Raw genomic sequence first — 3,309 nt, forward strand, 5'->3', positions numbered from 1 at the left:
AATAATAGTATTTGATATGCAAAAGCTTTTGGAAAAGGTAAAAATTTATGGGTGATTTTTGGAATCATTTCAAAAAAGAAATAACTTTGTGCCTCATTTGTAAAAAGGATCTTAAGATAAATAGCTATACCATGAAAAAAGACATTCATCCTAATTACAGAGAGGTCGTATTTTTCGACACCTCAAGTGATTATAAATTCATCACCAAGTCTACAATTGAAACCAGTGAGAGCATAGAGTGGGAAGATGGCAAGGAATATCCTCTATATAAAATTGAAGTTTCTTCTAACTCCCATCCTTTTTACACTGGTAAGAAGATGATTTTGGATACTGCTGGTAGGGTTGAGAAATTCAACAGAAGATACGCGAAGAAATAATTTCGTTTTATTGTTCTGTAATAAATCTCTTGGTTAGCAATAGCCAAGAGATTTTTTTATTCTAACCCCTCAAACAATTCATCCAAATCCAGCACAAAACCCTGAATACATTGAGAGGGCACTCGGTCTCCTAAAGTAAAAAGTCTGGAGGGGACATATTTTCCGTCTGTAAGGGTGTAGACCAACAGTGTTTTTTCATATGGGTGGATAATCCAGTATTCTAACACGCCGCTTTCCTCATAGACCTCATACTTATTCTGGAGCTCTTTTTTGTTGTTGGAAGGGGAAAGAATTTCCATAATCAGGTCAGGGGCACCTACACAGCCCAGCTCATCTAGCTTTTCCGGATCACAGACCACACAGATATCTGGCTGGACTACTGTATTGATGTCTTCATGCTTTCTGGATTTGACAGGTAGGCGGACGTCGAAAGGGGCGATATAGGCTTTACACTTATTGCCCTTCAAAAGACCACTTAACTGTGACCCTATTTTTAAAACCAATTCCTGATGTATTCTTCTTGGAGCCGCGGCAGCCTGCCGGAACACTTTTCCTTTGATCAGCTCTACCATATGGTCGATCTCCCAGGTCAGGTAATCGGCATAGGTGTAGCTGCCATATTCGGTGTAGGGCTCTTTGACAAAGTTGTTTTCTTCCTCCTTATGCATATCCCTAATTTAGTAAAAAAAGCCAAGCATTCATCATTTAGTTGTCAAGAGTTGGTGGGATTAATTCATCTACAGTTAAGAGTTAAAACCTTATGGGCTGGTTTTCCATCAGAATTTTTATTTTTGTGACATGGACAATCTAATTTTATTTGACGACCCTGCCATTAGGGGCGCTTTGCTGCCTTTTACTTTTACCAGGCCGGTGGCAGCCATCAGAGTAGGAATTCTTAAGATTTCTGAAAAATGGGAAAAATATTCCGGGATCACTCCTGGTTTTTTTACCCAAGATTATTTGTCAGCCAAGTTCTCCAAAAATGAAGCACCTGCTTTGATGGTCAATGGGGCGGTTTGTCCTTCAGCAGCCCTTTGGAAAAGCTTACAATCTTTGAAGAAAGGTCAGGCACTATTTCATCAGCAAGTGCTTGTGGCTGTACACGAGGACGATCCTTCCAACTTTCAAGTGGACAGGGCAAAGGCCTTGGAAACGGTTGTATTTGATGGGGAACTTACCCTTATTCAGAAAAACTGGCATATTTTCCAGTTTAATGGTCAGGAAATCAGGAATGATTTCAAATTGTTGACCTCTGGAAGAAAATCCGCCGCCATAGTAGATCCACATACGATTACTTATCATCCATCTGATATTTTTATTGAGGAAGGAGCCAAAATCAAAGCAGCGGTATTAAATGCCGAGGAAGGCCCTATTTACATTGGGAAAAATACCGAAGTACAAGAAGGTTCTTTGATCCGAGGTCCTTTTGCACTTTGTGAGGGTTCTACGGTAAATATGGGGGCTAAAATGCGGGGGGATACAAGCGTAGGACCATTCTCAAAAGTGGGTGGTGAAGTCTCCAATTCGGTGATTTTCGGTTACAGCAATAAAGGCCATGAAGGATTTTTGGGAAATGCCATATTGGGAGAGTGGTGTAACATTGGCGCTGACTCTAATAATTCTAATTTGAAGAATAATTATGCCCCGGTTAAAATCTGGGATTATACCAAAGGCGGCTTTACGAATACCGGTTTACAGTTCTGTGGCCTGATGATGGGTGACCATTCCAAATGCGGCATCAATACCATGTTCAATACAGGTACGGTAGTAGGTGTAGGGGCCAATATTTTTGGTGATGGTTTCCCAAGAAATTTTATCCCATCTTTTGCCTGGGGTGGAGCAGCAGGCTTTTCAACCTTCCAAATGAAGAAATTTGAGGAAACGGCCATAGCCGTGATGAAGCGAAGGGGATTGGACTATAATGTTAAAGAAAAAGAAATTCTCGATAGGGTTTTTGATTTGACACGACATTACCGTATTTGGGACAAAGAAGGCCAGTAAAATATGTTATTTTCCACCATACCAGGACTTGATGAAGTCAAACAGAAAATTATTCAGGCAGTAAGGAACAATCACCTTGCGCATGCGCTCTTGTTCCATGGCCCTGAGGGTTCTGCTAATTTAAAAATGGCATTGGCGCTGGCTACCTACCTGCACTGCGAGCAACCGCATGAAAATGATTCCTGCGGAACCTGTCCCTCCTGCCAAAGAATGGCCAAATTGATCCATCCTGATATGAACTATGCATATCCTATGCCTGGTAAATCAAAGGATGATGAGGATCCCGATAAGGAAAAGAAAGTTGATTATACAGCTTCCTTTAGGGATTTCACCCTCACTGAGCCTTATGGTAATATTTCAGACTGGATTCATAAAAACAGCTTTGAGAAAAAGCAGCTCAATATATCCCGGTCTGCCGGCAGGCAGATCATCAAAACCCTTTCATTGAAGTCATTTGAAGGAGGATATAAGATCATGTTGATCTGGGCACCAGAGTTTTTGCACATTACCACTGCGAACTCGCTTTTGAAGATTTTGGAGGAACCACCCGAAAAGACAGTATTCCTGCTGGTGACTTCTCAACCGGAGCAATTGCTGACCACCATTCTTTCGCGAACGCAAAAAATTATGATCAGGGCTTTTTCAGACCAAGAAATCATGGATCACTTGTTCAATGAGGGATTTTGTTCAAGGGAGGCAGCAAGCCAAATAGCGCCTTTGGCTGATGGGAATATGCGGGAAGCTTACAAAATGATTGACCAGGTTGGTGATGAAAATACCGTAATGATCAGAGATTGGCTTAGGGCATGCTATTCTATTCAGATCAATGAAATTCTTTCCTTTGTAGAGCTGTTCCAAGGTAAAGACAAGGAAGCCCAGAAGTCCTTTCTCCTGAGTGGAATGAATGTATTGAGAGAAGTAATGTTGGACA

The 3,309-nt window shown here is 41.3% G+C and carries 4 protein-coding genes; 3 read left to right on the top strand and 1 reads right to left on the bottom strand.

The window, feature by feature from the left end; translation table 11 throughout:
• Positions 1-131 precede the first annotated feature (131 nt).
• Positions 132-377 carry a type B 50S ribosomal protein L31 gene (locus tag QZT73_RS00375; RefSeq protein WP_291786074.1) on the top strand — a complete coding sequence of 82 codons (246 nt, stop codon included), beginning with the start codon at positions 132-134 and terminating at the stop codon, positions 375-377.
• A gap of 56 nt (positions 378-433) precedes the next feature.
• Here the strand turns inward: QZT73_RS00375 and QZT73_RS00380 are convergent, their stop codons facing one another.
• Positions 434-1,045, bottom strand: coding sequence for a Uma2 family endonuclease (locus tag QZT73_RS00380; protein WP_291786076.1), 612 nt, complete (start codon positions 1,043-1,045; stop codon positions 434-436).
• 130 nt (positions 1,046-1,175) lie between these two features.
• Here QZT73_RS00380 and QZT73_RS00385 point away from each other — a divergent pair, with 130 nt between their 5' ends.
• Both QZT73_RS00385 and QZT73_RS00390 read left to right on the top strand, forming a co-directional pair.
• On the top strand, positions 1,176-2,378 hold the full coding sequence (locus tag QZT73_RS00385) for a GlmU family protein (RefSeq protein ID WP_291786077.1): 1,203 nt from the start codon (positions 1,176-1,178) through the stop codon (positions 2,376-2,378).
• 3 nt (positions 2,379-2,381) lie between these two features.
• Positions 2,382-3,309, top strand: a 928-nt coding sequence (locus tag QZT73_RS00390) for a hypothetical protein (RefSeq protein ID WP_291786078.1), incomplete at its 3' end; no start/stop codon positions are given.

The organism is Cecembia sp. (assembly GCF_007126775.1).
Taxonomy (GTDB): Bacteria; Bacteroidota; Bacteroidia; order Cytophagales; family Cyclobacteriaceae; genus Cecembia.

Coding starts and splice junctions, on each gene's coding strand:
- QZT73_RS00375 (WP_291786074.1), top strand. CDS start 132: ATGAAAAAAGACATTCATCCTAATTACAGAGAGGTCGTATTTTTCGAC.
- QZT73_RS00380 (WP_291786076.1), bottom strand. CDS start 1,045: ATGCATAAGGAGGAAGAAAACAACTTTGTCAAAGAGCCCTACACCGAA.
- QZT73_RS00385 (WP_291786077.1), top strand. CDS start 1,176: ATGGACAATCTAATTTTATTTGACGACCCTGCCATTAGGGGCGCTTTG.